The organism is Paenibacillus sp. TC-CSREp1, assembly GCF_050171015.1.
In the GTDB taxonomy this organism is placed as follows: Bacteria; Bacillota; Bacilli; order Paenibacillales; family Paenibacillaceae; genus Paenibacillus; species Paenibacillus silvae.
Genome location: NZ_JBNOKM010000008.1, coordinates 209332 through 235912, shown reverse-complemented (window position 1 = coordinate 235912; position 26581 = coordinate 209332). Strand labels below are relative to the sequence as shown.

The 26581-nt window shown below is 46.6% G+C and carries 26 protein-coding genes; 16 read left to right on the top strand and 10 right to left on the bottom strand.

All coding sequences use genetic code 11. From position 1 onward, the window contains the following. Positions 1-193: 193 nt before the first annotated feature. A complete protein-coding gene (locus tag ACQSGY_RS14240) occupies positions 194-835 on the top strand; it encodes an NAD(P)-dependent oxidoreductase (protein WP_145405387.1) in 642 nt (213 codons plus the stop codon). Positions 836-1232: 397 nt separating this feature from the next. On the opposite strand, the gene ACQSGY_RS14235 is transcribed toward ACQSGY_RS14240, so the two are convergent. Both ACQSGY_RS14235 and ACQSGY_RS14230 read right to left on the bottom strand, forming a co-directional pair. Continuing rightward, positions 1233-1313, bottom strand: a complete 81-nt coding sequence (locus ACQSGY_RS14235; protein ID WP_427052446.1) for a putative holin-like toxin — start codon at positions 1311-1313, stop codon at positions 1233-1235. Positions 1314-1470: 157 nt separating this feature from the next. Then, positions 1471-1866: a VOC family protein gene (locus tag ACQSGY_RS14230; RefSeq protein WP_427052362.1), complete on the bottom strand. Its 396-nt coding sequence runs from the start codon at positions 1864-1866 to the stop codon at positions 1471-1473. Positions 1867-2099: 233 nt separating this feature from the next. Between ACQSGY_RS14230 and rarD the strand changes: the two genes are divergently transcribed. The 4 genes from rarD (at position 2100) to ACQSGY_RS14210 (ending at position 5349) form a co-directional block, all read left to right on the top strand. Further along, on the top strand, positions 2100-2978 hold the full coding sequence (gene rarD, locus ACQSGY_RS14225) for an EamA family transporter RarD (RefSeq protein ID WP_427052361.1): 879 nt from the start codon (positions 2100-2102) through the stop codon (positions 2976-2978). Positions 2979-3232: 254 nt separating this feature from the next. Then, on the top strand, positions 3233-3688 hold the full coding sequence (locus tag ACQSGY_RS14220; RefSeq protein ID WP_427052360.1) for an NUDIX hydrolase: 456 nt from the start codon (positions 3233-3235) through the stop codon (positions 3686-3688). Between the two features lie 18 nt (positions 3689-3706). Continuing rightward, a complete protein-coding gene (locus ACQSGY_RS14215; protein WP_427052359.1) occupies positions 3707-4987 on the top strand; it encodes an MFS transporter in 1281 nt (426 codons plus the stop codon). 20 nt (positions 4988-5007) lie between these two features. Then, the gene (locus ACQSGY_RS14210; RefSeq protein ID WP_427052358.1) at positions 5008-5349 is read left to right on the top strand and encodes a hypothetical protein; all 342 of its coding nucleotides are present in this window, start codon (positions 5008-5010) and stop codon (positions 5347-5349) included. Positions 5350-5391: 42 nt separating this feature from the next. On the opposite strand, the gene ACQSGY_RS14205 is transcribed toward ACQSGY_RS14210, so the two are convergent. The 3 genes from ACQSGY_RS14205 to ACQSGY_RS14195 form a co-directional block, all read right to left on the bottom strand. Beyond that, a complete protein-coding gene (locus ACQSGY_RS14205) occupies positions 5392-5886 on the bottom strand; it encodes a hypothetical protein (protein WP_427052357.1) in 495 nt (164 codons plus the stop codon). 390 nt (positions 5887-6276) lie between these two features. Then, positions 6277-7332, bottom strand: coding sequence for a glycoside hydrolase family 53 protein (locus tag ACQSGY_RS14200; protein WP_427052356.1), 1056 nt, complete (start codon positions 7330-7332; stop codon positions 6277-6279). Positions 7333-7726: 394 nt separating this feature from the next. Next, positions 7727-7954 carry a hypothetical protein gene (locus ACQSGY_RS14195; protein WP_111269498.1) on the bottom strand — a complete coding sequence of 76 codons (228 nt, stop codon included), beginning with the start codon at positions 7952-7954 and terminating at the stop codon, positions 7727-7729. Between the two features lie 246 nt (positions 7955-8200). Here ACQSGY_RS14195 and ppk1 point away from each other — a divergent pair, with 246 nt between their 5' ends. Then, entirely contained in the window at positions 8201-10282 is a 2082-nt protein-coding gene (gene ppk1, locus ACQSGY_RS14190; RefSeq protein ID WP_427052355.1) for a polyphosphate kinase 1, read from the top strand. Here the strand turns inward: ppk1 and ACQSGY_RS14185 are convergent. Then, positions 10242-11768, bottom strand: a complete 1527-nt coding sequence (locus ACQSGY_RS14185; protein WP_427052354.1) for a Ppx/GppA family phosphatase — start codon at positions 11766-11768, stop codon at positions 10242-10244. The genes ppk1 and ACQSGY_RS14185 overlap by 41 nt on opposite strands. A gap of 26 nt (positions 11769-11794) precedes the next feature. Next, complete coding sequence (locus ACQSGY_RS14180; RefSeq protein ID WP_111269495.1) at positions 11795-12049, bottom strand: hypothetical protein; 255 nt, start codon at positions 12047-12049, stop codon at positions 11795-11797. Between the two features lie 234 nt (positions 12050-12283). On the opposite strand from ACQSGY_RS14180, the gene ACQSGY_RS14175 reads away from it, so the two are divergent. Further along, positions 12284-12943 carry a YheC/YheD family protein gene (locus ACQSGY_RS14175; RefSeq protein WP_427052353.1) on the top strand — a complete coding sequence of 220 codons (660 nt, stop codon included), beginning with the start codon at positions 12284-12286 and terminating at the stop codon, positions 12941-12943. A gap of 356 nt (positions 12944-13299) precedes the next feature. Further along, on the top strand, positions 13300-13443 hold the full coding sequence (locus ACQSGY_RS14170) for a sporulation histidine kinase inhibitor Sda (protein ID WP_111269493.1): 144 nt from the start codon (positions 13300-13302) through the stop codon (positions 13441-13443). Positions 13444-13464: 21 nt separating this feature from the next. Here ACQSGY_RS14170 and ACQSGY_RS14165 read toward each other — a convergent pair whose 3' ends face one another. Together ACQSGY_RS14165 and ACQSGY_RS14160 are read right to left on the bottom strand one after the other, a co-directional pair. Then, a complete protein-coding gene (locus tag ACQSGY_RS14165) occupies positions 13465-13716 on the bottom strand; it encodes a hypothetical protein (protein WP_145405376.1) in 252 nt (83 codons plus the stop codon). 101 nt (positions 13717-13817) lie between these two features. Next, positions 13818-14819, bottom strand: coding sequence for an NAD(P)/FAD-dependent oxidoreductase (locus ACQSGY_RS14160; RefSeq protein WP_111269492.1), 1002 nt, complete (start codon positions 14817-14819; stop codon positions 13818-13820). Between the two features lie 519 nt (positions 14820-15338). Between ACQSGY_RS14160 and ACQSGY_RS14155 the strand changes: the two genes are divergently transcribed. Next, positions 15339-16532 (top strand): NAD(P)/FAD-dependent oxidoreductase, encoded by a 1194-nt coding sequence (locus ACQSGY_RS14155; RefSeq protein WP_111269491.1) that lies wholly within the window; start codon positions 15339-15341, stop codon positions 16530-16532. After that, entirely contained in the window at positions 16529-16783 is a 255-nt protein-coding gene (locus tag ACQSGY_RS14150) for a hypothetical protein (RefSeq protein ID WP_111269490.1), read from the top strand. Before ACQSGY_RS14155 ends, ACQSGY_RS14150 begins: the two co-directional genes overlap by 4 nt. Before the next feature lie 313 nt (positions 16784-17096). Here ACQSGY_RS14150 and hemQ read toward each other — a convergent pair whose 3' ends face one another. Then, complete coding sequence (hemQ, locus tag ACQSGY_RS14145; RefSeq protein ID WP_111269489.1) at positions 17097-17843, bottom strand: hydrogen peroxide-dependent heme synthase; 747 nt, start codon at positions 17841-17843, stop codon at positions 17097-17099. 227 nt (positions 17844-18070) lie between these two features. Between hemQ and ACQSGY_RS14140 the strand changes: the two genes are divergently transcribed. From ACQSGY_RS14140 to ACQSGY_RS14115, 6 genes are all read left to right on the top strand, one after another. Next, positions 18071-18364, top strand: a complete 294-nt coding sequence (locus ACQSGY_RS14140) for a YuiB family protein (protein WP_111269556.1) — start codon at positions 18071-18073, stop codon at positions 18362-18364. A gap of 421 nt (positions 18365-18785) precedes the next feature. Next, a complete protein-coding gene (locus tag ACQSGY_RS14135) occupies positions 18786-20321 on the top strand; it encodes a DnaD domain protein (RefSeq protein WP_184182801.1) in 1536 nt (511 codons plus the stop codon). Between the two features lie 100 nt (positions 20322-20421). Beyond that, positions 20422-21336, top strand: coding sequence for a tetratricopeptide repeat protein (locus ACQSGY_RS14130; protein WP_427052352.1), 915 nt, complete (start codon positions 20422-20424; stop codon positions 21334-21336). A 230-nt stretch (positions 21337-21566) separates the two neighbouring features. Then, positions 21567-23348, top strand: coding sequence for a sensor histidine kinase (locus ACQSGY_RS14125; RefSeq protein WP_427052445.1), 1782 nt, complete (start codon positions 21567-21569; stop codon positions 23346-23348). A 66-nt stretch (positions 23349-23414) separates the two neighbouring features. Next, positions 23415-24947 (top strand): response regulator, encoded by a 1533-nt coding sequence (locus tag ACQSGY_RS14120; protein WP_427052351.1) that lies wholly within the window; start codon positions 23415-23417, stop codon positions 24945-24947. Positions 24948-25093: 146 nt separating this feature from the next. Beyond that, on the top strand, positions 25094-26566 hold the full coding sequence (locus tag ACQSGY_RS14115) for an ABC transporter substrate-binding protein (protein WP_427052350.1): 1473 nt from the start codon (positions 25094-25096) through the stop codon (positions 26564-26566). Positions 26567-26581 lie beyond the last annotated feature (15 nt).

Here is a 26581-nt window from a genome sequence, read left to right as displayed (position 1 = left end):
ATTCCCCAGCGAGGAAAAAATGGTGATAAGCATATGCTTTCAAAGATCCACGAATCCACATATATTTTGCTTGTTGTGGTTAAAAAATAAGAAGAACGTGTTGACAGAATTAGTTGTAACAATTATAGTTACATTATGAAATTCAAAAACAGCTATAGTCTGAATAACCTTCATTTTAAAGGAGAGATTGATGATGAAAATTGCAGTTATTGGTGCAACAGGCAAAGCAGGAAGTATTATTTTGAAAGAAGCGGCGGATCGCGGACATGAAGTAACCGCAATTGTGCGTAACGCATCCAAACTGCAAGACAAGAGTCTGAATGTATTGGAAAAAGACGTATTTGATCTCACGGCTTCAGACGTGCAAGGTTTTGATGTGGTTGTGAATGCGTTTGGAGCTCCGGCCGGGAAAGAAAACCTGCATGTTGAGGTGGGACAAGCTCTGATTAATCTTCTGAAAGAAGCACCGAACACCCGCTTGATCGTTGTGGGCGGTGCAGGAAGCCTGTTCACTGATGAATCCAAAACGCTGCGTCTTGTTGACTCCCCAGGGTTCCCGGACGCGTATAAAGCAACTGCTTCGAATCAAGGGCAAAACCTGAAGGACCTGCAAGCTTCCTCCGGCATTCAGTGGACGTTCCTGAGCCCGGCAGCTTTCTTCAATCCGGAAGGCGTACGTACAGGTCAGTATAAGGCAGGTCAGGATGTTTTGATTGTGAACAGTGAAGGCAACAGCTACATCAGCTATGCCGATTATGCGATTGCGCTTGTGGATGAGATTGAGAAGCCACAGCATCAAAATCAGCGCTTTACTGTGGTAGGGGAAGCGAAGTAACGGATTTCAACCTCTTAACAATTTTCTTATCCCTGTTTCGGCATGAGGTACAAGTTGCGTACCTGTGCGTACAGCGACTACGCAAGTTGAGCAACCGACTGATCTTGAATCACAGCTTGCTGCTTGAGTAAAATGAATGAAGGGCTCTGCATACTGCGGAGTTCTTTTGTTTGCATGAAAAAAAGTGAAAACAACTGATAGCTGAGCGTTTTAAAAGTAACTTTTCCGTATACTAATGGTTGTAAAGTCCACAGATGTTTAATAAAATGGAAGCAAGACAAAAATAAGAGTAGCCTGGCCGGGCTACTCCTGTACAGCTTTTCATTTGTGGTGGGCTTCCTCCCGTAGTGTAACTTAGAAAGTGACCCGCCCCGTAAGGCCCTCAACCTGTGGCGAGTCACTTCTTCTTGTCAATGTAAGTCAGGAGCGCAAGCACAAAAGTTGCGAACATGAGAACATCGGAAAAAGCGAAGTTCATAGACATCACCTCCCACTGGAGGCTTGTCTATACCCACCACAAATTGGCTGTACAAATTAAATTATACCAGCGTATGGACGCTCAGACGAGTGTCTTTTTATTTTTCTATAGACTGAGTTCCGAATTTCGAAAATGGTTCAGGACGAGATTTCGTCCCCTAGCTTCGTTTGCTTTCATCCATATACAACAGATTCCAGCGGTGGCCATCCAGATCGGCAAAGCCTGCACCATACATCCAGCCGTCCGTTTCACCCGGTCTGCCAAAGACACGTCCTCCGGCAAGCTCTACCTTTTGAATAAAGGCATCAACCTCTTCTCTGCTATCAGCACCAATAGAAAAGATTACTTCTCCACTCTGAGCAGTATCTGTCGCTTTGGAGCCTGTAAATTTTTCAAAGGTTTCAATCGGAAAAAGAAGAATCTTCGTTTGCCCTATCGAAATTTGGGCTCTCACATTGCCGACGTTCATGGCTTGCAAGCCAATCGAATTGAAAAAAGCTGTTGACTCCTCGACATCTTTGACCGGCAGGTTAATCCAGATATCCTTTGACATGATGATTTCAGCCTCCTAAAGCTTTTTTTATACTATACATTATTTTGGTCAGCAAAATAGAGAAATAACAAAAAATTATAAGACAATGTCGGCTGGCATCCATTCAGCTGCATATTGTTTTGTTTTTTTTATAAGTATTTCTTTACTTATGCAAGTAGCCGGGCGTATAATCCGTTGAGACATCTGAGACACAAACAGAAAGAAAACAGAGATTAAAAAGAGAGGTAGGAATCATGAACAACGGATTAATTAATGCGATTATTGCTTATATCATGTGGGGCGTGCTCCCGCTATATTGGAAGCTGTTTAATGATGTGCCGGCAGGTGAAATTTTGTCACACCGTGTGGTGTGGTCATTTGTATTTATGGGAATATTAGTTGCGATTCAGCGCCGCTGGAGTGATGTCAAACGAATCTGGACCAGCCGCTCGCTTTTGCTGCCACTAACGGCCAGCGGGCTGCTGATTGCGATCAACTGGCTGATCTTTATCTGGGCCGTTAACAACGGTCATGTGGTAGAGACCAGCCTCGGCTACTACTTGAACCCACTGCTGAACGTGCTGCTTGCCGTAGTATTTCTTCATGAAAAACCAAACCGGGGACAATGGCTTGCCATCGCTATCGCAGCAGTCGCGGTGCTGATTATTGCCATCGACTATGGGCGTTTCCCGTGGATTGCCATATCTCTGGCGGCGTCCTTTGGTTTATACGGCCTGGCGAAGAAAAAAATTAAACAGGATGCTTCGGTGGGGCTGTTGTCAGAGACCGCAGTTGTCCTGCCCCTTGCGTTAGGATACTGGATTTATCTAGGTATTGCTGGTCAAACAACAGCCTGGACGCTACCTCCGACGATGTTTTTCGAATTGCTGCTCTCCGGTGTTGTGACGGCGCTGCCACTGCTGTTCTTTGCACGAGCAGCTGCGCGTATGTCGCTGTCTACGCTCGGGTTTGTTCAGTACATCGGTCCAACCATCATGCTGATTCTAAGCATATTTGTGTTTAAAGAATCCGTATCGCCCGTGCTGCTTGGTGGTTTTGCTCTGATCTGGACAGCACTTATTGTCTATGCTGCTGCATCAATGCGTGCGGCCAAATTGGCGAAGGCATTGTAAATGCAGGTGTAGATGTAAATGTAAATGTAAATGAAGATGCAATGCTCACAGAGGTAACGACATGTTATTTCATTAGTCCTTTCCCAACTTTTAAAGTGTGCCTTTTTGCAAAGGACATTTGAGGATGGGGAGGACTTTTTTTTATCTTTGTACAGATGAACGGGAGCTTGGATAATTCTTGTATTTACAATTTAAGGAACGTATGTTCTAATTATGAGAGTGGAAATTATCGGATGTTGGAGGATGTTTTTGGAATGAAAAATCAGCAAGGGATAGTACTCGTTTCAAGTGTTTCCATTCTACATAAAGGCAAGGTACTTATTATTAAAGAAAATAAGCCATCTGTCCAGAACAAATGGAATTTTCCCTCAGGCAGAGTGGAGTATGGGGAAACAATAATGGATGCGGCGCGCCGGGAAGCGAGAGAAGAGACGGGATATGATGTTAAACTGACAGCGGCGACAGGAGTGTACAATTTTATAAGCAGCTTGCAGCAGCAAGTGGTTTTATTTCATTTTCTCGGTGAAATTATCGGTGGTTCGCTGAAGCTGAATGCAGCGGAAATTGCAGATGCGAAGTGGATCACACCTGTGGAACTATTCAATTCGGAATCACTGGAGCTGCGTGATCGGGATGTGATGAAGCAGATTACAGGCAATATGATATCTAATAAAGAGCATCCATTAACGCTTTTTCATAACCAGGTATAGAAACGGAGAAACATGTCCATGAAGTCTTCTTATTTAACACGTCCCTTTTATTATCTATGGACAACCCAGACGGCAGCAAATGCTGCTGATGTGTTATATATTATGGCCCTTACGGTGATGGTGCTGGACCGCACCAATTCACTTGTGTCTGCAGCCCTTTTACCCTTGATACGCAGTGGAGCCCAGATGTTAAGCAGTCTTGTTGCACCGCTGCTCATTCAACGCTTTCAATTGTCCAGACTGCTTTTATTGTCACAAACAGGGCAGTTTCTGCTGTTTATTTGTCTCGCCTTGTATCTACAACTTAATGGGGATTCCTCCTCATTGATGCTGGTATTCTCGCTTATATTTGTGATGTCTTTTCTCGATGGATGGACAACTCCGGCTCGTAATGCGTTGATACCGCGGTTGGTGACACATGAGCAAGGATTACTCAAAGCAAATGGACTCATGAGTGTCAGCGACCAAGTTGTGCAGTTCGCCGGCTGGGGACTGAGCGGTGTAATTGTTGCGTGGATCGGGTCCAGCCCAACGCTGATGGTTACTGCTATAATTTATGGCTTGGCTGCAGCTTTTACCATTGGAGTCCAGGAGCCAAACCATGCAGACTCGTTGGCGAAAAGTAAATTGCAAAAGTCAGCTGGGATTACTGCGGAAACGGGCACAAACAGGTGGCAGACATTAACGGAAGGCTGGAAAATGATCTGGCAAACACCACGTTTGCGTGTGCTTACGTTCATGGATATGATCGACATGCTGGGGGGTTCCATATGGGTTGGTGCTTTTACCCTAGCTTTTGTCCAGGTGGCACTTGGTCAAGGAGAAGAATGGTGGGGCTTCATTAATGCGGCTTATTTTGCCGGCACAATTGGCGGTGGATTACTGGTGCTTGCTCTGGCCAAAGTGATTGGACGCCGATATTTCGGAGTGATGATGCTTGGCATGGCAGGGTATGGCGTATTGACCGCAATATATGCAATGAATTCACAACCGCTCGCTGCATTGATCCTGGTCATGCTTATGGGCCCATTTGCCGAGCTTGCCATGATTAATCGCCGCACTTTGATTCAGAGCAGTGTGGCAGCTCCGATGCTGCCCAAAGTGTTGTCTGCTCAATCCTCGATGATGCATCTCGTATTCTGCATTTCTTTACTAGGTATGGCCTGGCTTGCTGAATACATTGGAATTGTGAATCTCTATTTGTTTGCAGCGGCTTTGACGATCCTTGCAATCGTTGCGGGGTTGCTGAACTACCGGGCTTTTCAGGAGAAAACGTTTCTTCGTCAAACGGTGAAGTAAGAAGGGGCGGTGATTGTATAATGCACGATAATTCTAGCCAAAAGAATGTTCCTTTCATGCAACAGAGAAAAGCAGTGCGTCTCTTATCTCCCTTCATATTTTCAATGATCATTGGTGCTCTTTATGCTGCGCTGATCTTTAATGAAAAAGCACTTATTTATATCAACAAAATACTTCCGAGCATGGATGGCCCTGATCTTTATCAGTATCTTCCGGTTGTATTCCCCGCTTTTGTCTATTCATATGCTGTCCAGAGAAAACACATGATCTGGATTGAAAACCTGTCCTTCAGCTGCATTCAGGCGGTAGTTGCTGTCCTGAGCTTTGCTGCATGTCTTTTGGTTGTTATGGTGATGATGTGAATGTTAAGCTAATTAAGTTCGTTTATTGAAATGGAAGGAGTCTTAATGAGTGCCTTCATCCGCATCGATATCTGCACCATCTACAGCATCAGCAGCATCTGCACCGTCTACAGCATCCAGTACCCCGACAGCGAGCGTTGTCACGGCAGCAGCAGCAATGAGATGTTTGGCGCCAAGCTTGGCTCGATTTACGTCATCTTCTTTAATGCCCATGACAACGTCCTTTCCGCTGTTATATACATATTTTGCAGAGACAGCGACACCTTTGGCGGTATCGTTAACGGCATGTTTCAGATCGGCAAAGCCTGCCTGGATCGCCCCGTCATCCTTTCGAATGACTCCACTGGCCAAATCATATGTGCCGCTGGCCAATTGTCCTACCGTTTTACCCGTATTAATCGTAGCTCTCTCTACACCGTTCCCGATATCTTTAATAAAGGAACTGCCCGTAACTTCACCAACAACCCTGACGCTGCCGCCAAGCACTCTCCCACTTACCTCTCCAGCAAACTGCCCTAATCCTTTTAGAAAGCTCATTCCTGTTTCCTCCTTCATGCAACTTGGACAACGCTATATATAAACGTAATAAACCTATTATATTGTTCTGTGATGCAAAAGGCCATTTATATCCAGCCACGCTTTTTAACGTCAAATGGCGCTGGCCTAAAGGGGCAGCGCCTTCTGCTTTTACCCTGCTCCCGTGCCAAGCCAAAGCACGTTTTAGAAGCTTTTCCTCAAGGAGCAGCGCGTAGTGGAGGGGGCGGGAGCGATTCTGTAGAAGCGAAGCGTGCGCGTTTGTCATCGGATTTACCCGTATAAAGGGAATTCAAAGAAATCCGAGGACAACCAGCGATCGGAAGAACGCCCCGCCCCCGGAACGTCCACCCGCAGCTCCATCCCTCCTGTAAAGGCTTCTAACCCCGTGCCTTAGTCAATAAACCCTTCCATGACAGCCGTTGGCATCATATTGGACTGCCAAGCGCCTTTGCCGTACCCACCGTTATAGCCAGGTGTAGCCTGCGGCTCCCAGTAGAATACGCCTTTTCCTTTGCCATTTGGCAGATTGCGAATCTGATTTTTCATCGCCGCTACGAAGCTTTTGCCTGCCGCCGGCTGATTGTTGTCCATGCCAATTTCGGAGATCATAATTTCTTTACCATAACGATTGATCATATCCTTCGCATTGTTAACCGTGTTGGTCACAGCTGTATTCCAGCCGGAAGCGGAAGGATAGAGAGACATGGCTATCATGTCGAAGTTAGCACCGTTGTTGATAAGGCCGCCAATATTCCAGACGTACAGCGCATTGTCGTCGCCACCCGCCAGATGTACGATCGTTTTGGTGCCGCTGCTGATGGATTTTACAGCATTATGTCCGGTGTTCACGAGCCATGCATAGTTTTTCATGTTAACAGAGGCTTTTCCGTCATCCCATAACATGCCGTTGCTCGTTTCGTTACCGATCTGTACCCAATCCGGCGTAACGCCTTTGCTTTGCATGGCTGTCATTACTTCACGCGTATAGTTCCATACAGCATCCATCAGCTGTTGGAAGGTGTAGTTTTTCCACGCAGCCGGTTTGGTCTGTTGACCTGGATCTGCCCAGGAATCGCTGTAGTGAAGTGTCAGCATAACACTCATGCCTGCATTTTTGGCACGCTGTGCAAGAGCGGCAGCACGATCCTTGTTCATGTAACCGTTACCATAATCATTCGATGGATTAACGAACACCCGGATCCGGACGGAGTTGATCTGGTAATCATTTTTCAAAATATCAATAATATCTCGTTGTACCCCGTTTTTATCCTTCCATTTGTACCCCTGAGCTTCCATACCAGGAACCCAACTGATGTCAGCTCCCTTCGCAAAACTCGGTGCGGCGCTGGCGTGCTGGCCTGCAGGCAGTAGAACAGCAGTAAATAACAAAACAAAAGCCAGCAAAATACTTGTTTTGATCTTGAAACCCCTTACATTTTTGAACATTACAACATGCCTCCTCGGTTATATGATGGACTGCATCCTCATTATAGCCGTCTGCATTCAAGCTGCTAAAGGGTCGGTTTGCAATATTTTGGTTGTTTTATTAACCTCTATGCCCAAATTCTGTTCGGCTCACTTCCTGCATAGCATTTCAAAAGAGTTCAAAAAGGCAAAACAAAAAGCCGTCCGAAGACGGCTTTTCTACCCGTGGCGCTTTTTGAAACATTGATCCGTATCCCGCGCCTCCATCAGTCTCCTGTTAATTGGAGCTAGTGGATCGGGTAAGGGACACGTTCAACATGTGATTAGAAATGTTGACGCACCTCCTTTCCTTGTGGCAAGAGTATACAACACTCTGTTTCGGAAAGCTAGTCTTTTTTTCATAAATACGCAAAAATTATTTCTCGGTTTGAAACATCGTTGTTTCCCGGGCGTAATGGCTCTTTGTACCATTCTCATTGCGGATTCGCACACTTTCATCACTGATGCGCTCCACGATGCCGCGGCCCACTTCACAATATACACCTGCCGGATCTTCCTGCCATGCGGTAACTACACATTGAGACAGGGCGGCGGTGAAAAACTCAATATTTTTTTGCAGCGTTCTAGGTTTGTTCGATTTCATGGGAGACTCCTTTAAATGACTTTAATATGGAATAATAACAACAGCCGATCAAATCACACTGTAGTTCACTTTACCTTGTCTATTGCGCTTTGTAAAGGGATGGAAAAAGTTGCGGTCATGAGTTATCATTTACATAAATTTAACACTCCGTTAACATTCCGATGACGCTTGGAGTCGATTACGAATAGTACAATTATAAAAGAAGTTCGAATAAGAATTGACATGCATCACATTCGGAGGCCAGACATGCATAAGGACATTAAAACAGGCAATTATGTTAACCGTGATTTGAGCTGGGTTGAATTTAACAGACGTGTGCTTCAGGAGGCTCAGGACGCTACAACGCCGATGCTGGAGCGCATGAGGTTTCTTGGCATCGTAGCCAGCAATCTGGATGAGTTTGTCAGTGTCAGACTGGCGGAGACCAAGGAGAAGATCAAGGCTGGATTTACGCAAAAAGACTTCACAGGTTACACCCCTTCGGGGTTATACCGCAGGTTGATTAAACGAACCGGGGCCATGGTCGCGGAGCAATATAAAACGTATCGTGAACTCGTTCGCCTTCTCGCCAAGAAGGGCGTGCTTATTCAGGAGTATGTCGATCTTAACGTGACACAGCAGCGAGCGATGGATCAATATTATCATGATATAATTTTTCCGGTGCTGACCCCGATGGCGATTGACCAGAGCCGTCCGTTCCCGCTGGTGCATAATAAGTCTGTATATTTATCAGTGATGCTGCAAAAGGAAGACGAGCAGGATGGCGAGCCCTTTATGGCAATTGTACAGGTGCCTTCCAATCTTCCTCGTATTGTGAAGGTTCCCCTGCGGGCGAACAGCAAGAAGAAAACATTCATTCTGATCGAGGATCTGATCAAACATCATATTCATACCCTTTTTAGCGGATATGTGTCGCTGGCTGTTCAGGAGTTCAGAGTGACGCGTAACGCTGACCTTTCGATTAACGAGGAGGAAGCTGAAGATCTGCTTGAGGCGATTGAAAAAGAGCTGCGGCGCAGACGTCGCGGAGCGCCTGTCAGGCTGGAAGTATGCAAAGACTTCCGCAGTGACGCACTGCAGGAGCTGCAGGATGAATTTGAGATTCAGGACCCGATTTTTGAAATTGACGGACCGCTGGATCTCAGCTTCCTCGCTGGATTTGTAGATAGTCTCGACGGCTTCTCTCATCTCAAGTACAGCGCAGTGCAGCCCGTTTACCCGCCAGAGTTTGTGCCAAGAGAGAGTCATTTTGAACTGCTGCGCAGAAGGGACGTGCTTGTGCATCATCCTTATGAATCGTTCGAGCCGGTAACAGATTTCATTCTGGAGGCTTCGGAGGACCCTCAGGTTCTGGCGATCAAAATGACGCTGTATCGGGTGAATGGCGATTCGAGACTTATTCCCGCACTAGCTCTTGCAGCTGAGAGCGGCAAGCAGGTCACGGTGGTGGTGGAGCTGAAAGCCCGATTTGATGAAGAGCGCAACATCGCTTGGGCACGCAAGCTGGAAAAGGCCGGTTGTCATGTCGTTTATGGCTTGGTGGGCCTGAAAACACATGCCAAAATCATTCTCGTTGTCCGCCGGGAACAGCAGGGGCTGCGTCGTTATGTTCACGTTGGCACAGGGAACTATAACGAGAGCACGGCCAAAGTGTACACGGACGTTGGGCTGTTCACTTCTAACCCTGTAATCGGGGAAGATGCATCCGAGCTATTTAACGAGATTACCGGGTACTCCGGACCCAAGGCGCTGCAGGCCTTCCGTGTTGCGCCGGACGGGATGAAGGACGAGTTGTTTGCTCTGATCCAGCGTGAGACCGAGCATGCCTTGAAAGGCAAGCGTTCAAGAATTATTGCGAAGATCAACTCCTTATCCCATCAGGATATCATCGATCAGCTCTATGCTGCCTCCCAGGCTGGAGTGCAGATTGATCTGATTGTGCGCGGAGTGTGTTGCCTGCGTCCAGGCGTAGAAGGATTGAGCGAGAACATTCGTGTTATCAGCATCGTGGATCGTTTCCTTGAGCATTCTCGCTTGTTTTATTTTGAAAATGATGGGAATCCAGACGTTTTCATCTCAAGTGCAGACTGGATGTCACGGAACTTGAACCGGCGCATTGAACTGATGTGTCCTGTATTTGATCCCACATTGAAGAAGATGCTGGTGGATATACTGAATCTGTCTCTGAACGACAATGTGAAGGCAAGACAGCTTATGCCAAACGGCAATTATGTATTTGTAAAAAATGAAAAGCCCCCGCTGAGAAGTCAGACGGAGGCGATGGGAATTATCCCTTGGAAGCCTGCTGAATGGAGTGTTTTAACGTAATTCCCCAAGCTTCCTGCACATCTTTGACGGCATCTTCCAGGCCGTTCAATTCCAGAAGAGGCTCGTCTGTACAGGTCAACGTGACCAGCAGCGAGTCTTTTTCTACGTGTGCATGTATGGCGGCGATGCTCTCAGCACGGTTTATGGCTTCGGCTGCACGCAGCAGCGAGCCGATCCGATGAGCGCGCCGTACATCCGAATCGTTCAGAATGTCCTCATGCTTTTGAATGAGCTGAGGTGTTCTTTTTTTCGGGTGATAGTCGGCGGCAATGGCACTAAGAATCGTTTCCCGGTGAGAGAGTCCGTAAATGCTTGCGTTCATAATCCAGTATGCCGAGTGCTGTGTGTAGCGGAAATAGTTAATCTGCTTGCCAGCCATATGCAGCATGGAGGCGGTGTACAGAACATGATCTTCCGATGCATCAGGAGCAGCCCCCTGCAGCGCAGTGTACAACGTAACCATATCCTGATAAATACGCTGCAGACGCTTCTGCGGAATCGGCGGTCCGAAGTGAAGGAAATTACGAATGCTGTCTTTCAGAGCATCAGGAGCTGCGGGTTGACCAGAAGCCAGATAATCTCTCAGCAGTCCATCCCGCAAACCGGCTCCGCTTACGACATAACGATCTCCTTGAATGAGATGGAAGACGGTGCGCAGTATCAGTACACCCGGCACAATAATATCTGCCCGATCTTTGGCAAGGCCAGGCACCTTTTTTCGTTGAGCGGAAGTCAGGTAGGGCAAGGTACGAGCGATATTTTCCATCGCTTCTGAACCAATTTCATAGTGATGTGTAATCGGCAGCGAGTATTGAATTCGTTTCTGCTCGACTTTTGCCAAAGTACGCATCGTGCCGCCCAATCCAATTAGCGGCAGCCCCGGATGCTTTCCGATCCAGTCCTGATCCTGCAATGCAGCAATGACCTCATTGCATAACGCCTGTTCATTTTCTTCGGTCCATTCATCCTCGCCACCGTAACGCGCATGGGAATTTACAGCCCCGATGGGCAGGGAGACGCTGTGCAATCTTTGGCGATTGCGGAATACCGTAATTTCTGTACTTCCGCCCCCGATATCAACCACAAATCCGTCTGTCAGCTCAATCGACTGAATGACACCCAAAAATCCGTAGTAGGCTTCCCGGTCGCCGGAGACACATTCAATCGTAAGTCCCGTTTCACTCTCGAGCCAATGGATAATCTGTGCTGCATTGACTGCATTGCGGATGGCTGCTGTAGCAGCGGCGCGAATGTCCACGGTCTGGTAAGACTCGCAGGTAGCTCTGAATTGACGCAGAATAGTTACGGCCGTATTCAATGAAGACCGCTGGATTGTACCGTCAGGCTCGACAACTCCACTGAGTCTGGCGGCATATTTGTCTTCATGAATAATGCGGTAGGCTCCCTCTTCATGTAACTCATAGATGACCAGTCGAATGGAGTTGGAGCCGATATCAACAATGCCAAGTGTTTTATGTTGTGTCATAAATATCTCCTTCTACAGAGGTTCAGTTACCCGTAACGGTACAGGGCAGCCATCGCTTCCGGTGAGCCTGGAGGCGTGGCAGAGAAGGGCGTGGTCAGCATAACAACGATGATAAAGACGATGAAACAGGCAAACAATATGCAGCTCAGGGCGAAGCCTCGATTGCGTTTTTTGATAAAAAGACGAATACCGATGACAAAGAGAAGTATCGTCACCGCAACCAGAACGATGGACATTGCGAAATAGGCTACGCCGTACAGTGATTTGAAAAATGCTTCCATGTCTTCTGAACGCTCCTTAAATCCTCATTTTGCCTTTACAAGTCATTCTTTAGTAGCATACGACAGATTGAAGCGTTTGAAAAGCAAAGCGGCTGTTGTCTCGTATTCCTCCAATCCAAGCGGGACAGGTTCCCTGGAAAAGGGGCCCCTGCCTTGGACAATCATCCAAGAAAACCGATCATGGGTTGAGTATGTATAAGGTAGGACCATTGTTTGGAGAGAGGAGATCAACCTATGTCGAGACAATTAGCAAGCAAATGGCGCAAGACGGCGCTTTTAATGAAATATCCGGTCGCCGCTGCCCATATTCCGCAGACGAAGGCATTTAATTCAGGCAATCTGCTCCACATGCTCCAGCGTTATGGAATGGTATATATTAAACCGATTGTTGGCGGTGGTGGATATGGTGTTATCAGAGTGTCCCTAAGCGGCGGAGTTTACAGGTATACACATATGAACATTAGCCGTTCATTTAACAATTTCGGGCAGATGTATCGTTCTCTCTTGCGAGTGAAGGCGAGACGTAAATATTTGATTCAACAAGGCATTCATCTTGCCACGATTCACGGAAGACCTGTGGACTATCGAGTCAAGGTGGTCAAGACCGAGCAGGGTTGGGTATTTCGTTCTTTGGTCGGAAGGTGGGCTCGTCCCGGTCTGTGCGTAACCAATCTGAGCAGGGGAGGAACGATGCTGTCCGGCAAAAGGGCGCTGGCATTATCACTGCCTCATATTGCGAATCGGTATAAACGTCGAGAGATGCGTTCTTTGACGTTGACTTGTACACATATTATGGAAAGCCAACTTCCAGGCATAGGCCAGCTGGGTTTTGACTACGGGCTGGATCACTCAGGGAAAATATGGATTCTGGAAGTGAATACCAGACCTCAATGAAAATAGGCAAAAAGACTAAAGGAAATTCAGGAAAAACCGATAGTATATACAAGAGGAATGGTAAGAAAAGCGTTTGAAAATTTTCAATCTTGGGTAATACATTCCGAGAAACGCTGGAAAATATGAAAATAGTTCTAAATTTTTGTCTATTCGTAGTTCTAATAGGGTACTCATATGTCCTGTGTATAAATAATGTCCACATTATCCACTGTTATATATTCTATGTTTTTTCCAATTATCAACAATCTATACACAGGATTTCCACATGATGTTGTGGATAACAAGAACGCTTGTTCTCTTTGCGAATCTCTGATATGATAGTTTTGAGGAAAATAAAGGAAAGGTTGTGGCGGGAAATGGCTATGTTATCCGATGAGATGTTGTTGGATTCCTACCATAAAGCGATCGAACTGGATCTCGAACGAGATTTCATCGCGCTGCTATTGGCAGAAATCCATAAGCGCAAACTGGATACCAACGTATCTGCCATTCTTCACTAGAGATCCTCATTGCAGGCAATGTTACAGGTTTCCGGACAAGTCCCATAAAGAGACAGGCTGTACGATGCTTGTCTGACAATGGTGACAATACATCAGGTGATTGCAAACGCTCTCGGTTTCGTCTGCCATGTCAGAGGAGGCCTGAAGTTCGTAGGGGCTGTATGGTCCGGTGTAGTCGTCCAATTTGCCGCATTCTGACAGTCCCTGGAGGCAGTGGGGACAAGCCTGCTCCGGTACAACCAGACCGTTACACAGCGGGCATATATAAGACAAGGGTATCCCTCCTGATTATGAAATCGTTCAGGAGTAAGATACCCTTTTTTGTACCAAATTATGCGATTGGTTCTACCATATAGGATGTGATTATCGTTCAATTAGCGCTTCATATTACTGCTGTGTCCTGGAGAAAGCTTCGCCTCAGGATCGAAGTATACCTTGGCATTGTTCACTGCCGTAGGCGCTTCACCGAAGCCGACAGCGATCAGTTTCAGCTTGCCTGGATAAGTCGTAATATCGCCAGCAGCAAAGATGCCAGGGATTGACGTTTCCATACGGGAGTCTACAACGATAGAATTGCTGTCAATCTCGATTCCCCATTCTGCTATCGGGCCGAGGGAAGAAACAAAGCCGAAGTTGACGATGACATCATCCACTTCAATCTCCTGAGTTTCTTTGGTTTTGACGTGAGCAAGAGTGACCTTTGTAATCGTGTCATCTCCGTGAAGCTCGGTAATTTCAGTCGGTGTTACTACGTTAACCTTGGAATTCATCAGGTTTTCCACACTATGCTCATGGGCACGGAACTTGTCCCGGCGGTGAATCAGTGTAACCTGCTCAGCGATCGGCTCCAGCATAAGCGCCCAGTCTACAGCGGAATCTCCGCCGCCGCTGATCAAAACTTTTTTACCTGCAAAAGCGTTTAAATCACTGATGAAGTAATGCAGATTTGTTTTTTCAAACTTGGCTGCACCTTCGAGTTCAAGGCGACGAGGTTCGAATGCTCCGACACCAGCCGTAATGATAACCGCTTTGGCATGATATTCATTCTCATCTGTCTTTACGATGAAATGCTGTTCTTCTTTTTTCTCGACCGAAACCACTTTTTCTTCCAGGCGGATGTTCGGGTTAAAATGGCTCATTTGCTCAATCAGGTTATTCACCAGTTCCTGAGCTGTTACTTTCGGGAAGCCGGCTACATCATAAATGTATTTTTCCGGATAGAGAGCTGCGAGCTGTCCGCCAAGCTGAGGCATGCTTTCAACGAGTGTAACGGATGCCTGACGCATACCTCCGTAAAATGCAGCGAATAGGCCAGCAGGACCGCCGCCGATAATAAGCAGATCGGTCATTTCATGACCGGAAGTTTGTGCAGTCAACAATCAACAACACCTTTCTTATTTTAATAGGTAAGGAACAGGTTTTATTTTTGCAAATTACGTCACATAATCTGCATGGGTGTCAAACTGTCCTTCCTATTATAAACGGTGTAATCAGGGTTGCAAAGTTAGCTGCCTCACGAATCTGAGAATAATTGATGAAGATCAGATGAGAATAGGGTGAAATTGGAAATGAAAGGTTATGAAAAATAACAAAAAAAACCTTGATCTTTACGAGAAATACAGATATCCTTGACCTGTACTATGTGTTTTTTTTGTCAAAATTAGAGTGATGATGTCAGGTCGGAACAACCTCGCGTTTTGTGGAAACTTGTGGTCAATTTCACAACTCAAATCGATGATATGCGTATAGAATTTCAAATACATTCACGAAGTTTACATTTCTCGTCATAATGGATAAGACCTCATCAATACTTGTAAGTAAGAGCATTTTAAGGAAGTGTATTGCATTCCACCTGTTGAAGGGAGGGTGCGAGCAAAACCGGAAGGGGTACAGACATGAGCAGCATTCCCAAAATCGTCATTCTCGGAGCGGGATATGGCGGAATTCTGACAGCCCAGCGGCTGCAGAAGGAACTGAACTATAACGAAGCTGACGTCACATTAGTGAATCGGCATGATTATCATTATATTACTACACATCTACATATGCCGGCAGCCGGCACAGATAAAATTGAACACGCGAGAGTGTCTATTTCCAAGCTGATTGACGAGTTCAAGATTGATCTGGTGAAATCCTCCGTGAAGGAGATTCGGCTTCAGGATCGCAAGGTTATTCTGGAAGATGGAACCCTGTCTTACGATTATCTGATTATTGCACTTGGCGGAGAGCCGGAAACGTTCGGCATACCAGGTATGCTTGAGCATGCCATGACTATTCGCAGCATCAACTCGGTAAGGCTGATCCGTGAACATATCGAATATCAATTTGCCATGTACAAAAACGATAACAAACGAAACCGTATTCGGTTCGTTGTGGGCGGAGCGGGTTTTAGCGGCGTTGAATTTGTTGCCGAGCTGGCAGACCGTATCCCGCAGCTGTGCAAGGAGTTTGATGTTGATCCCAAGCATGTACACATCTATAACGTGGAAGCGGCTCCATCTGCGTTGCCGGGGTTTGATCCCGAACTGGTTGAGCATGCCATGAATGTGCTGAAGAAAAAAGGGGTTACGTTTAAAATCGGAGTCCCGATCAAACAATGTCTGCCTGACGGGGTTATCGTCGGAGAAGGCGAGAAGATTGATGCGGCTACAGTGGTATGGACAGGTGGAATTCGGGGCAATTCCTTACTTGAACAGGCTGGGCTTGAAGTGATGCGCGGACGCGTAAAAGTGGACGAATACTTGCGCGCTCCCGGTCATGAACATGTGTATGTCATCGGGGACAACTCTCTTGTATTTAACAAAGAGGGCAGACCCTATCCGCCAACAGCACAGATTGCGATGCAGCAGGGTGTAAACTGTGCGAAAAATATTGTCGCAGCCATTCGCAGCAAACAGCCTCAGCCTTTTGAATTTACCAGCAAAGGTACGGTTGCTTCCTTGGGTAAGGGAGAAGCGATTGCAGTTGTTGGGGATAAGAAATACAAGGGCTGGAAGGCAGCACAATTGAAGAAACTGGTGGATCTGCGCTATTTGTTCATCATCGGGGGTATTCCGCTGGTCCTGAGGAAAGGACGGTTTTTCGGATGAGACATTGTAGTGTGCAGGTTCGCGGTCTGTTAACGCGGGATGAACTGGATCGATATAACGGACTGATGCAGGTTGGCGGTTATCTGGAGGAACAGAACCAGTATGACCTCGCTTACATCGTGCAGAAGGAAGTGGATATTCTCATCCTGCCAGCAATCGAGCGTCTGAAGGAAAAAAGTCGTGATCGGGACCGTGCGACCGCCGAGTTTCTGGAATCTCTGAAAGCTGTGGATGAAGAGGAGCAGGATTGAGACTTCAGTTAAGTTGTAAAAAGAGTTTACACTTATACACTTCAATGACAGAATAATCTTTCAATCGCTGTTATCCCCAAATTTTTTGATTCCCGTTTGTTAAAGGGGAAAATTCGGTGATAAAGGCGACCGCTTCGCTTTTCCAGTTTATTTCTGTCCTCTCCGTTTTTGTGTAAACAATTAGTTCAACTAAAATAAATCTAAATCAAGCTTGAAATGAAGTAATACTGAAAACTAACAAAGCACCGCGGAGCAATCCTTAAAGGATATATCCGCGGTGCTTTATTTATGGCGATTAGATCAATAGCCTATTTTACAGCTTCAGCATTTCTTCCAATGAGCCTTCATTCAGCAGACTTCCTACATAGAATGAACCAAATTCGCCGTAACGTGCACTTACTTCATCAAAACGCATCTCGTAAACGAGCTTTTTGAATTGCAGCGCATCATCCGCGAACAAGGTAACGCCCCATTCCCAATCATCAAAACCGACAGAGCCGGTAATAATTTGTTTCACTTTGCCCGCATAGCTGCGACCAATCATGCCATGACTGCGCATCATGCTGCGTCGCTCGTCCATAGACAGCATGTACCAGTTGTCGTTCAGCTCACGCTTTTTGTTCATCGGGTAGAAGCAGATATATTGGCGCTGCGGCAGCACCGGCTTGAGACGAGCAACAATCTCCGGATTTTGCATCGGATCTTCGCCCTCTTTGCCGAGGTAGTTGCTCAGTTCAACCACGCTGACATACGAGTAAGCTTTAGTTGTATACTTGGCAAACGTTGTTTTGTTAAAAGCATTCTCAACAGCTTTCAGGTCTTCCAGCGTTTCACGCAGATGCATCATGACAAAGTCTGCCTTCTGGCCAATCACTGTATAAACAACGGTACTGCCTTGGGAAGCTTGCTCCACGTTTTTCCATTCGTTCCAAAACTCCTGAAGCTCGTCCAGGGCAACAGCACGCTCTTCATCATCTGCTGCTTTCCAAGCGGTCCAGTTCATGGAGCGAAAATCATGCAGGGCATACCAGCCCTCCAGGGTTGATGCTGCTTCGTTCATGGGTTTTGTTCCTCCTGCAGGTTATATTTCCAAATCCCGGTAAGGGATGGTTCAGTGCTTTATCGTTATATTGTATCCCATCATGAAGCAGAAGGGCAAATGATCTTCTCGTGAAAATCGGCAGATTTGTCCAGAAAGTTCGTTGCTTCGCCACATTTTTTGCGGTAAACTTACTACTATCCAGAAGAGAAAACCGAATGTGTGAAAGAAGAGGTGAACGTCAGCCAATGCAATTTATACCGGTGCTTGTATTAATGGTGTTATTTTTTGTGATGATGTTTGGTATCGGTTTCATTTTGAATATGCTTATGAAGACCACCTGGTTTCCTTCCTATTTGTTTGTTATCGTCATTTTACCTGTGGTGGTATATTCCTTATGGGATCACTCGTCCACGCTCATGTCACATCTGGCATCATTCCAGCTGGTAGATTATATGACAGGAGTTGCCGGATTGGCGGGGGCCATTATTAGCGGCTGGACGATTCAGAAGCTGCGCCTGGGCGGATATCGAATGTTCTGATGGCTGGAAAGTGAAGGCAGCTGCCGCACTGAATTGGAGAAAGTCTTGTCTTTGACGCAGACGCATACGCGTGCAAAGGAAAGGCTTTTTTTTGCATGCTCAGTACAGAAAAAGCCTTTTCGCTATACTATGAAGTATGGGAATGTCTGTCCGCCTTTTCTCATATATATATGAAGTAAATAATGGACTATATTTTCACTTGTATTCCGGGACTACAGCTTTTATAGTAATCTAGCGCGGCTTTATGGAGTGAATCATTTTTATTTGAAAATTCGCCCAATTCTGCGAAAACGTGAACGATGTCGACCTAGGACGAAACGGAGTGAGAACGAGTCTGTTTTTTACCTGTTTTTGAGCATTTGAGGATCGGACTTTTATGATAGAATAGAAAAACAGTCTTTGGGAAAGAGGAGATCAGGTTATGCGCATGAAGAATTTGCATCATTATACCGAACATCATCGCTACTGCGTATACAGGGAGTTTGGACTAAGCGCCCTGGACGACCGCATGCTTACAGGAGCTTACCAGCCTATGGTAGGTGCTTTTGCGGTCGGCTTGTATCGGCTGTTATTTCAGCATCTTCCCGGAGAACAGGTCGGTTATTCCCCGCTGGAGCAGCAGCGCAGGTTATTTATGACCCTGGGGCTGGAGCCTAGTGAGAAGGGGCGTAAATATCTGGTTGAGCAGGCGTCCAAGCTGGAGGCTGTGGGCCTTCTTCAGACGTCGCGGGTGTACACTCCCGAAAATGACGATTACATCTACGAGTATGAGCTGCAGCCCCCGCTCTCGCCGGCAGAGTTTTTCCGTACACAGCATTTGACACTGCTGCTTCGAGATAAAATTGGCAAGTTCGCAGTGCTCTCCCTGCGAGCCGGATTCTCGGCTGCCGAGAATGGGGAAGCACCCTACTCCGCTGCTAATAAAGAAAATATTTCTGTTCCCTTCTACGATATATTTGAATTGAACACCCACGTCATTGATTATGAGCTGGAACAGGCCTTGTCCGAAGTATCCAGCTCCGCGCAGCGAACAGGCACCAATGACGCAGCAGAAGAGATGACGCTGAATTATGCCGACATTATTTTACGATTCCCGCGGGAGTCGGTGAACCGTCGTTATGTGGAACAGCTGCGCTTTGATCATGAACAGCTTGGGATTGTCAATTATGTTGTGAACAAGTTTAATCTCAGTGTGCAGGATGTATGCCGGCTGTTGGATGAGGACGATGTCTTTAATCCGCAGGGCCAGCTGCTTTTGGATGAGCTGCAGCACAAAGCGAGCATGCAATTCAGACAGACGAAGAAACGTCAGGAGCAGCAGACAGTACAAGCCGCCAAAGTGGTTGCACTTCGGCAGCACATGGAGGAGCCACAGCCTTATGCTGATGCAGGTGAGCCGCCGGTAGAGCATGTGGTGCAGATGGAGTATTATGTGGAGGTTCCGCCGCAGTTTGCGACCAAGTGTGATATTCACCAGTACAACATGATGCTGCGCAACGAGCCGTATACACGACTGCTTCAGACGTTCTTCCCGGGAGCTGTGCCGGACAATCTGATTGATATTTTTGCGAAAATTGATCTAAGCTACAAGCTGCCTGGAGAAGTGATCAACGTCTTGATTCACTATTTGATGGCTCTGCTTGTATCGGGCGGAGAGCAGCGAATTAACCGTAATTTTGTTGAGGCCATTGCCTCTAATATGCTGCTGAAGCAGGTCAATACGTATGAGAAGGCTGTGCAATATATTCGCGATCAGGCGAAGGTAAAAGGCAAGCAGGCTGCAGGAGCAGCTGGAACCCGCACCCGTACATACGGCAAAGGAACCAAAGCCAAACCCGAAATTCCGATTGTACAAGACATAAGCCATGATGAGGACAGCGTATCGGAGGAAGAGTTTGAAGAGATGATGCGTTTTGCCCAGCAGATGCAGGCCAGCAAGCAAAAAGGAACTTTATAATCGTTTATACAGGCGGGTCCCCTATCAAGAGGTGGCTCGCTTTTTTTCAAAGGTATGGCGTACACAGGTCACACATATGCAAGGAGGGGGGGCGTACCGCTTGAGTAAAAATCAAAGAGCCATCGAGTGTTATGAAAATAATGAGTATGATGCGGCGTTAGCTCTGTTCAGAGCAGCATTAAGCGAATCGAGAGATGTTCAGTCGTTGACGAATTTGGCCTGGATCTATTATCACGAAGAAGGCGACGTAGAGGCGGCCATAGAGCTGCTTCAAGAAGCACTGAATTTGAATCCAACCTCGCACTTTCCTTACAGTTTGCTGGGGGAGATCTTGGTTCGGGAGGAGAGATGGGCTGAGGGGGAGGCTGTATTGTTGCGTTCGATTGCCATCGAGTCCTCCAAAGAAGCCGTCAACAATCTTGCTGTCGCCAAATACCATCTGGGAGAATGGGATCAGGCTGCGACGTTGTTTTTGCAAAGTGCGGAGCCTTCGGATTACGCGATGTACAGTCACATCTACTGTTTGATTAAATTGGGGCGAATGAATGATGCCAGGCATAAGCTGCATGCTTTTTCAGAAGAGGATGAGCATTTTGCCGGGGAAGTGCATGTGGCCGAGCTGTATGTGGAGTTGCAATGCTTCTCTGAAGCGGTTCACTGGTTTAAAAAGTCATGGAACACGTACTACAAGTCACCAGACTGGGTGTGCAGATATATTTATGCCCTGGTGCAAATGAATGCAATGCAAGCTGCGATTGAAATCACGGAGCAGTGTATTCAATTAAAACAGGATGATATCGAGGAAGAGCAGGCGGAGCTGTGTGATGAGGAATGGACAGAAAGTGACAAAGCCGTGTATCTCAAGCAGCTGGAAATGGAGAAGCAGGAGTATATGCAAATTCTGGCCAAAATCTCTGAAGGCTATGTGCCACCGTTGGATTTCATGACATCCGTAAATTCAGCATGTTACTTGTTCGGCTGCTCCAGACATGGTCATTCGGAATATAAGGATTGAATGAATTATCAACAGATCAACAGCCCTCTCCATTCCCTTCAGGGAAGAGACAGGGTTGTTTTTGTTCTACAGGCCAAATTAAAGATTTCGAGGTATAAATTAAAGAATAGTTGTGCGTGACAAGGATATGTCGGAGGGCGGGTGATATAATGCAAGACAGAAAAACGAGCAGCAAAGGGGGAGCCAGCTTGAGAATTGTTAGCGTTTACAATGTTTTTTTCAAAAATAATATGTTTATGAAAATGCTGCTGATCTTTTCGCTGATCTCGATCGTTACGATTATTACGCTGTCCTATCTTATTTTTCTGTCTGTATCAGATTCCACCATTCGCCGGGAATTGGCTATTCAGAGGGCCGCGATGGAGCATGTAGACCGCTACATGCATCAACAGTATGAATTGGTGCAGAACATGGTGCGGGATATGCATCAGAATGAGGCCTTATCGGCCAACATCATTTATCTGATGAACCACTCGTATGCCGAGTATGCTCAGCATATGACGAACGGTTATTACGCCAATCGGGACGACTATTCGGCCGAGGTGCTCAGGCATTTTCAGAACATGATCGACCGCAATTCGGACATTCATCAGTTAATGCTGTACAGTGCCGAGAAGCAGAGCTTGCTCACCTTCAATCAGTATAAGCAGTTCCGCAGGCTGGACGCCAACGTAGCGAGATCTTATATTCCCGATGTGATGGCTATGGAGATGCCAAATATCAATGCACCTAATTACTGGATTCGCAAGGCGATCAATCTATGGGATCCTGAGCTGTATGCCATTCGTGTGCCCATTAACAATACACAGACCTTGCGCAATATGGGACAGCTTCTCATTTATTTTGACTCAAAGGGCATCGGCAGCGCACTGGATAACTATGAGCGGAATCTGAAGGGGGATATCGCAGTGCTGTCTGCCAAAGGCACGGTATTATTCGATTCCAGCGGCAGGTACTACGGGAAGAAGTATCCTTATGTCGAAGCGGCAGATTCACTGTTTGACCAGACCGATATGGATGCGATCAAGAAGGAACAGAACATGTATGTGAACCGATTTGTGTCTGCTGATCAGGGGTATGTCGTCATTGGTACAGTACCTGTGAAGGAGATGGCAGAAGCGTATGCAGGAATTCGGAATACCATTATTTCCATTAGCTTGATTTCTCTGCTGTTTGCCGTGTTTGTTCCGGCCTTTTTCATTATTAACTTTGCCAAGCGTACTCGCAGAATCATTCGTTTCACCCAAAAAGTAAAATACGGCAATTTGTCAGCACGCATTGATGATGCCAGAGAAGATGAACTGGGACAAATATCGCACAGTTTTAACGATATGCTGGATGAATTGAATCTGTACATTGAACGAGTATACAAAGCAGAGATCAGGCAAAAGGAGACCGAGCTGGTAGCACTCCAGGCACGAATCAATCCGCACTTTCTGTACAATACACTCGAAGTGATCCGTATGAGGGCTATTTCGCAGGGGGCAAGAGATGTAGGGGAGATGATCTACAGTCTGTCGGTGTTGTTCAAAAGCCTAGTGCAGCAAAAGCCCGATTACACGCTGAAAGATGAAATGGAGGCTTGCCGTTTGTATCTGGAGCTGTTCCGTATCCGGTACAAGGATATTTTTATATATACGATACAGATGGATAACAAGTATTACGAACACCCTGTGGTGAAGCTTTCGCTGCAGCCCATTATTGAAAATTATGTGGTACATGGTATGCGCACAGAGTGTAGTGACAATAAACTGTCAATCAAGGTGCACGAGGCCGGGGACATGCTGCAGATCGAGGTGCGTGACAATGGCAAAGGCATTGATGCTTCCCGGCTTGCAGAAATTCAGGAGGAACTGGAACGTGCAGAAGAATCCGGCCAGATGTTTGGATTGCGGAGTGTACACAGTCGCTTGAAATATTTGTTTGGTCCACAGTTCGGAATCACGATTGAGAGCACTCTTGGAAAAGGGACTATGATCAGAGTGAGATTTCCTTATCAATTGCGTTCTTGAGACTTTCTTATCAATACCATTCTGAAATTTTCTTATAATACAATTCGGAAAGGAAGGGTGTATGACATGTACAAGGTTTTTATTGTGGATGATGAGCCGTTCATCATTGAGGGGTTATACGACATTGTGGATTGGGCTGCGTTCGGGATGGAAATTGTAAACCATGCGAGCAACGGACAAGCCGCTCTGCAAGCTCTTCCCTGTCAGCCGGTGGATATTCTGATAACGGATATTTCCATGCCCTTGATGAACGGACTTGAGCTCATTCGGGAAGCCCGGCTGCTGCAGCCGGAGCTGAAGGTGATTATTCTGAGTGGATTTAATGAATTTGAATATTTAAAAGAAGGCATGAAGCTCGGCATCGAAAACTATCTGCTCAAACCGATTAACGTAGACGAGCTGGAATCCACGCTTCGTAATACAGAAGCGAAGCTGGATCAGCTCGTTACACCGCGTCTGGAAGAGAAATACGGTATTCAGATCTTAAAGGACAATATTCTGCATCGATGGCTTACCGGGCAGATTGCGGCAGCGGAATTTGAGGAGCGTGCCCGTGTCATGAATCTTTCACTGGCTGCACCTTATGTCACTGTTGCCGTGTTGCGTGATCAAGGTCAAAAAGGTCAGTTGCAAAGGTCGGAGCTGCTGTTTGCACAAGTTGAACAGCTGGTTGCAGGACAATCCCATCTGAACCTCTTTCAGGATATGGATGGAGATATCGTGGTTGTAGCCAATACAGGAGACGATGCGGGGGAAACAGACAGGCTGATGTCAGATTTGCAGGAGTTGGCGGACAAGCTAGCGGTGACGTATCCCGATCTGCATATTGGTGCAGGCCGCTTGGTGCATGGACTTTATGAGGCGCCTGCCAGTTACGAGCAAGCGAAAAAGGCACTCCAGTATGTGATGATCTATCCTGATCGGCGGGTGATCGATTATACGATGCTGGACCAGCGAGGTTATGCTGGGGGACCTTTTTTTATAGATTGGAGAGCCTACGCCAAACTCATTTTGTCTCGCAGTACGGAGCAGCTCGCTGCGCAAATTCGAACCGATTTTGAACAGTACCGTTATAAACTAACACCTGAGCAGCTGCAGAATACAGCTCTGGAAGTCGTAATCCGTTTCAAGATGGAGCTGGAGAGCATCAAACATGCGGAGGAAACAATAATTTATCAGCAGGGACTCCGTCAGGTGCTGGATAGCATATCCTTTGAGGAACTGGTACATGCCTTGCAGCAGGTGGCAGCCCGGACGGTGGAGTCCCTTATTCAGGACTTGAGAAATCCCATGGTGAGTCAGGTGCTGCAGCACATTGAAAACCATTATGCTGAAGAGCTTTCCTTGAAGTTGCTTGGTGCACAGTATCATCTGCACCCGGTTTATTTGGGGCAGCTATTCCACAAAGAGACAGGCGAGACATTTGCCGAATATATCAACAAGTATCGAATTGAGCGTGCCAAAGAGCAATTACGCACCTCCAATCTCAAAGTACATGAGATTGCCCGGAATGTAGGGTACTGGGAGATGGGATATTTCTATAAACAGTTCCGCAAATATGTGGGCATCTCACCGACGGACTATAGAGTGTTTGGGTGAACCGATGGACATTTCTCTTTAATTTGTACCTCGAAACCTTAAGTTTACCTTCTTTTTGCAAACGGTTTCATCAGATAAGGTTAAAGCAGATAGTTGATGACAGCAAGAGAACGGAAGAGGGAATATGAAAAGGGAGGATCACGTAAATGAGTAAAAGCAAAAAACGTTACTCGCTCGTTCTTTCATTGATCATGACCGTTACGTTTTTTCTTAGCGCATGCGGTGACAGCAGAGAGGCTTCGGAATCCGGCGGAGCAGGGAACGATACGGTGCAGTTGATCTGGTACACCATCGGTACCCCGCAGAAGGATGTCAATAAAGTTATGGAGACTGTTAGCCAATACACCAAAGAGAAAATTAACGCCACCGTGACCATGAAAATGGTGGATTGGGGTGATTATGCTCAGAAAATGCAGGTGAACGTAGCATCCGGTGAACCGATGGACATTATCTTTACTTCTGCTGGAGGTTTTGACTATGTGCAAAATGCCCGAAAGGGCGCATTTCTGGAACTGGATGAATTGCTTCCCAAATACGGCCAGGACCTCATCAAAACGATAAATCCTGCTTTCCTGAGCGGTTCCAAGGTAGACGGTCACAACTACGGTATTCCTGCCAACAAGGAGCTGCCGCAGCAGGAGGTTTGGCGTTTCAACAAAACGCTGCTGGATAAATACAAACTCGACACCTCGGATGTTCGAACGTTAGATAGTCTGGAGCCTTTGCTCAAAACGATCAAGGAAAATGAGCCAGGTGTTACCCCTTTTGCCATGGATAAAAACTACGTGCCTTATGTGCCGTACGATTACGTGATCCAGAACCTGCCAATGGCAGTGAAGCTGGACACAACCGATTTCAAGATCGTTAACATTCTGGAGACACCGGAGATGAAGGAAGCACTGACCACCATGAACAAATATTACAAAGCGGGTTATATTTCTTCAGAAGCTGCAACAACAGGCTCTACCAACGATCTGACAACATCGGGCAACTGGTTCCTGGATCGAGCCCAGACACAGCCGCTCGCGGACAATCAATGGTCGGCAAGTTATGGTTATCCTGTCGTATCTACCCCGGCAAGTGATGCCATTATTACCAATACATCCGTACAAGGCTCCATCATGGCGATATCGGCCAACTCGGAATATCCAGAGAAAGCAATGGAATTTCTGAATTTGCTGAATACAGATCCTGTGCTGCGTAATATGGTGGACTCAGGCATTGAGGGTACACACTACAAAAAAGTGAATGACACTCATATGGAAAATCTGCCTGAATCCAAAAACTACGATATGCCTTCCTACTCCCTCGGAAATAACATGCTGCTCTATCTCAACAGCAATGATCCGGATAACAAATGGGAGGAGTTCAAAAAATTCAATGCAGAAGGCGTGGATTCGCCAATCCTCAGCTTTAACTTTGATACAAGCAAAGTATCTGCTGAACTGACAGCGGTACAGAACGTGAAAGAGCAGTATTGGGCAGCATTGATGACAGGCACAATCGACCCGGCAACCAATCTGGATCAAGTGATTGAGAAATTCAATCAGGCTGGACTGGAGAAAGTGATGGCTGAAGCCCAAAGCCAGCTGGATGCCTGGAGAGCAGAGAACAAGTAAGGATACGAGAGATGG

Excerpts from the sequence above, each read along its gene's own strand:
- ACQSGY_RS14240 (WP_145405387.1), top strand. The coding sequence starts at position 194 with ATGAAAATTGCAGTTATTGGTGCAACAGGCAAAGCAGGAAGTATTATT.
- ACQSGY_RS14235 (WP_427052446.1), bottom strand. The coding sequence starts at position 1,313 with ATGAACTTCGCTTTTTCCGATGTTCTCATGTTCGCAACTTTTGTGCTT.
- ACQSGY_RS14230 (WP_427052362.1), bottom strand. The coding sequence starts at position 1,866 with ATGTCAAAGGATATCTGGATTAACCTGCCGGTCAAAGATGTCGAGGAG.
- rarD (WP_427052361.1), top strand. The coding sequence starts at position 2,100 with ATGAACAACGGATTAATTAATGCGATTATTGCTTATATCATGTGGGGC.
- ACQSGY_RS14220 (WP_427052360.1), top strand. The coding sequence starts at position 3,233 with ATGAAAAATCAGCAAGGGATAGTACTCGTTTCAAGTGTTTCCATTCTA.
- ACQSGY_RS14215 (WP_427052359.1), top strand. The coding sequence starts at position 3,707 with ATGAAGTCTTCTTATTTAACACGTCCCTTTTATTATCTATGGACAACC.
- ACQSGY_RS14210 (WP_427052358.1), top strand. The coding sequence starts at position 5,008 with ATGCACGATAATTCTAGCCAAAAGAATGTTCCTTTCATGCAACAGAGA.
- ACQSGY_RS14205 (WP_427052357.1), bottom strand. The coding sequence starts at position 5,886 with ATGAGCTTTCTAAAAGGATTAGGGCAGTTTGCTGGAGAGGTAAGTGGG.
- ACQSGY_RS14200 (WP_427052356.1), bottom strand. The coding sequence starts at position 7,332 with ATGTTCAAAAATGTAAGGGGTTTCAAGATCAAAACAAGTATTTTGCTG.
- ACQSGY_RS14195 (WP_111269498.1), bottom strand. The coding sequence starts at position 7,954 with ATGAAATCGAACAAACCTAGAACGCTGCAAAAAAATATTGAGTTTTTC.
- ppk1 (WP_427052355.1), top strand. The coding sequence starts at position 8,201 with ATGCATAAGGACATTAAAACAGGCAATTATGTTAACCGTGATTTGAGC.
- ACQSGY_RS14185 (WP_427052354.1), bottom strand. The coding sequence starts at position 11,768 with ATGACACAACATAAAACACTTGGCATTGTTGATATCGGCTCCAACTCC.
- ACQSGY_RS14180 (WP_111269495.1), bottom strand. The coding sequence starts at position 12,049 with ATGGAAGCATTTTTCAAATCACTGTACGGCGTAGCCTATTTCGCAATG.
- ACQSGY_RS14175 (WP_427052353.1), top strand. The coding sequence starts at position 12,284 with ATGTCGAGACAATTAGCAAGCAAATGGCGCAAGACGGCGCTTTTAATG.
- ACQSGY_RS14170 (WP_111269493.1), top strand. The coding sequence starts at position 13,300 with ATGGCTATGTTATCCGATGAGATGTTGTTGGATTCCTACCATAAAGCG.
- ACQSGY_RS14155 (WP_111269491.1), top strand. The coding sequence starts at position 15,339 with ATGAGCAGCATTCCCAAAATCGTCATTCTCGGAGCGGGATATGGCGGA.
- ACQSGY_RS14150 (WP_111269490.1), top strand. The coding sequence starts at position 16,529 with ATGAGACATTGTAGTGTGCAGGTTCGCGGTCTGTTAACGCGGGATGAA.
- hemQ (WP_111269489.1), bottom strand. The coding sequence starts at position 17,843 with ATGAACGAAGCAGCATCAACCCTGGAGGGCTGGTATGCCCTGCATGAT.
- ACQSGY_RS14140 (WP_111269556.1), top strand. The coding sequence starts at position 18,071 with ATGCAATTTATACCGGTGCTTGTATTAATGGTGTTATTTTTTGTGATG.
- ACQSGY_RS14135 (WP_184182801.1), top strand. The coding sequence starts at position 18,786 with ATGCGCATGAAGAATTTGCATCATTATACCGAACATCATCGCTACTGC.
- ACQSGY_RS14125 (WP_427052445.1), top strand. The coding sequence starts at position 21,567 with ATGTTTATGAAAATGCTGCTGATCTTTTCGCTGATCTCGATCGTTACG.
- ACQSGY_RS14120 (WP_427052351.1), top strand. The coding sequence starts at position 23,415 with ATGTACAAGGTTTTTATTGTGGATGATGAGCCGTTCATCATTGAGGGG.
- ACQSGY_RS14115 (WP_427052350.1), top strand. The coding sequence starts at position 25,094 with ATGAGTAAAAGCAAAAAACGTTACTCGCTCGTTCTTTCATTGATCATG.